The organism is Candidatus Hakubella thermalkaliphila (assembly GCF_013281975.1).
GTDB lineage: Bacteria > Actinomycetota > Humimicrobiia > Hakubellales > Hakubellaceae > Hakubella > Hakubella thermalkaliphila.
On the sequence record NZ_BLRZ01000185.1, the window covers coordinates 1 to 2,397 of the forward strand.

General features: G+C 41.3%; 5 protein-coding genes. 2 read left to right on the top strand and 3 right to left on the bottom strand.

Translation table 11 applies throughout. The features are described from left to right. Positions 1-390: 390 nt before the first annotated feature. Together HW443_RS10650 and HW443_RS10655 are read right to left on the bottom strand one after the other, a co-directional pair. Positions 391-702: a helix-turn-helix domain-containing protein gene (locus HW443_RS10650; RefSeq protein WP_176229991.1), complete on the bottom strand. Its 312-nt coding sequence runs from the start codon at positions 700-702 to the stop codon at positions 391-393. Between the two features lie 3 nt (positions 703-705). Further along, positions 706-1,053 (bottom strand): type II toxin-antitoxin system RelE/ParE family toxin, encoded by a 348-nt coding sequence (locus HW443_RS10655; protein WP_176236311.1) that lies wholly within the window; start codon positions 1,051-1,053, stop codon positions 706-708. Positions 1,054-1,381: 328 nt separating this feature from the next. On the opposite strand from HW443_RS10655, the gene HW443_RS10660 reads away from it, so the two are divergent. Both HW443_RS10660 and HW443_RS10665 read left to right on the top strand, forming a co-directional pair. Next, positions 1,382-1,816, top strand: coding sequence for a PIN domain-containing protein (locus HW443_RS10660; RefSeq protein ID WP_176238178.1), 435 nt, complete (start codon positions 1,382-1,384; stop codon positions 1,814-1,816). Beyond that, on the top strand, positions 1,813-2,016 hold the full coding sequence (locus tag HW443_RS10665) for a hypothetical protein (protein ID WP_176231922.1): 204 nt from the start codon (positions 1,813-1,815) through the stop codon (positions 2,014-2,016). Before HW443_RS10660 ends, HW443_RS10665 begins: the two co-directional genes overlap by 4 nt. A gap of 148 nt (positions 2,017-2,164) precedes the next feature. On the opposite strand, the gene HW443_RS10670 is transcribed toward HW443_RS10665, so the two are convergent. After that, positions 2,165-2,397 (bottom strand): HEPN domain-containing protein (locus HW443_RS10670; RefSeq protein WP_176238179.1); only part of this gene is annotated, 233 nt, incomplete at its 5' end.

The following is a 2,397-nucleotide window of genomic DNA, read 5'->3' on the forward strand; positions in this document are numbered from 1 at the left end:
AGTTGCCTATGATTTTAAGTAATACCATATATGGAGGTACTCGTCAAGAAGAGATTTCCCCCATGAGGAGCCACACACCAGATGATAAAGAAAGGAAGCAGAGCCAGATCAGCAAAAGGGAGCATCCGGCTGACCCCCAAGGCCCCCAGGCCAGAAGCTGAGTGAGGGAAACACCAGAAGCACAAACCGCCCACGCTTTTACATATTTGCTAGAGTCTAGGACTGGAGCTGCATCTGCTTCTGATGCAAGCCAAGAGGGAGATGGTCAAGATCAACAGATAAAAAGCCCTTGCGCCGCTTGTGACATGATCATTTTCCGAAAAAGGGAGAAAATCTTGGTCTCTATCTCCAAGAGGGGCAAGTGACGGGACGTTGAAAATCGAAAAAGGTTTATGATTTTACGCTCTTCAGATCTTCCTTTGGTATCAGATCGATTTCCAAAACAGCGTTCAGGGCCTCAGCTACCTTTTTTAAGGTGCTAATGTTACAGCGTCCCTGATTCTCCAACCTTGAAATCACGGGGGCACTGGTGTGCATCCTGGCAGCCAGTTGGGTCTGGCTAAGTCCCCTCTTCTCTCTCAACTGAGCTATCTTAACAGCAAGCCTCAATTCTTCAAGACCATCACGGAAGGATTCAGCAACTGCTTCATCTTTCAGTTGCTCCTCCAGGAAGACCTGAGCTCTGGTTTTTGTTTTAACCATTTTCTACCCTCCTCTTTTATTTTGAGCATTGAACATCCTTTCTATGGCTATGCGGATCTCCTTCTGAGGAATCTTCTGGGCTCTCTTCTTAAAGGCATGAAGCAAAATAAAGACTCCTTTAGGATCGCAGTAATACAGAATTCGAAAGTGGGTCTTTCCATAATGCGCCCTGAGTTCCCTCATCTTCCCTTCCACCTGACTGGAATATGGAAACGGAAGAGTGGGACCGAATTCTGAAAGGATCTGAATCATCTGTAAGACCTTTCCTCTCTCCTTTTTATTAAGGGAAAGGATAAAATCTTTAACCGGTTCACGTCCTTGATCATCTCTATAAAAATCGTAAGCCCACATTTAGCAAAAATAATATATCAAAAAAGTTATTATGTCAATGGAGCCTTATCAGTGGACACAAGCTGGCCAAAACAAAATGATTGTTTTCCGAAAAAAGGAAAAACCTATAAGATCCTCGGTTTTGTAATCAGCACAAAAGGATTACAGCCTGCTATTAAATACCTAGAGAGAGGATAAGCTACTTTTCTCACCTATCCCCAAAATTCTCTCAAATTCAGTTTTATCAATACCTGACTGTCTTAACATTTCATGAAATAACCAGTTTGGGATATCTTGCCCGTGCTTGTGACTAATCCTTACTCTCAGAATTGTCCCATTGGGAAGGACCGTGCGCCAGGTCTCATGTTTTCTAGGTAGGCCCTTTGACGACCAATCTTTCTTGAGAATAAGGTTAGAAACAGAGGCATTAAATTTGATACTATTGAATGTAAGGGAAGGAAGATATACATTGCTAATTTCTCCTGTTCATTTAAACGAAATCGAAGCAATTTCAGAAACTTATGAGCCCGTAGAGTTGCTATTAATCTTGGATAAGCTGGGAGAACCCATCAAAGTAGATTTAACAAAGACAAGAGAAAGAGCCGAAGAGTTGGTCAAGCTAAACTTTGGTGTGGCTGATGCGGCACATATTGCTTTTGCGGAACAAGCTGGAGCTCAATTTATAACCTGTGACGATATACTTATCAAGAAATGTTTGAAACACCAGATGAAAGTTTGGTGTGGCAGCCCCGTGACTTTTTGTGAGAAGGAGGATTTGAAATGAAGACTGCAAAATATATAGATGAAGAGATTTTAGTCAAAAAGGCAGTAGAAGTGCTTATTAAGGAATTAGGTCCAGTTGAAGCTATCCGTTTTATTAATATCCCGAAGGGAAAAAGAATGGAAAGCGTCAGGCGTCATCGGGAATGGCAGAAACATTTGGATAAAGAAGTTTTTTATACTGAGATATTTAAAGAGACCTAACAAAACCTGGTTCTTTCATCCGATAGCCAGAATTTGATGCCGAATTGAAAAGGTTTCTAGAAAAAAAGAAGTCAGAAGCTATCTTAGATACCCACGGGCAAAGCCCGTGGAACTCTGCCCTTCGGGTTATTAGATAGCTTCCTCTTATTTAACTTTCCTTGATTTTTTCAAATGTCTCTTTCAACATAGTAATTACTATCTTCGCTGTCTCTACGGCCCCTTTAGCTTCCTCTTCGGTTATTTTGGCAAAGTCCTGATAATCTCCCTCATGCCTCAAGTCCATAAGGGCCTGAACAGACTTAAAACTAATCTCAGAAACAATACCAGTTTTTATGAAATGTTGATTAAAAAGAGACATAACCCCGGAGTGTTTTGAAGAAT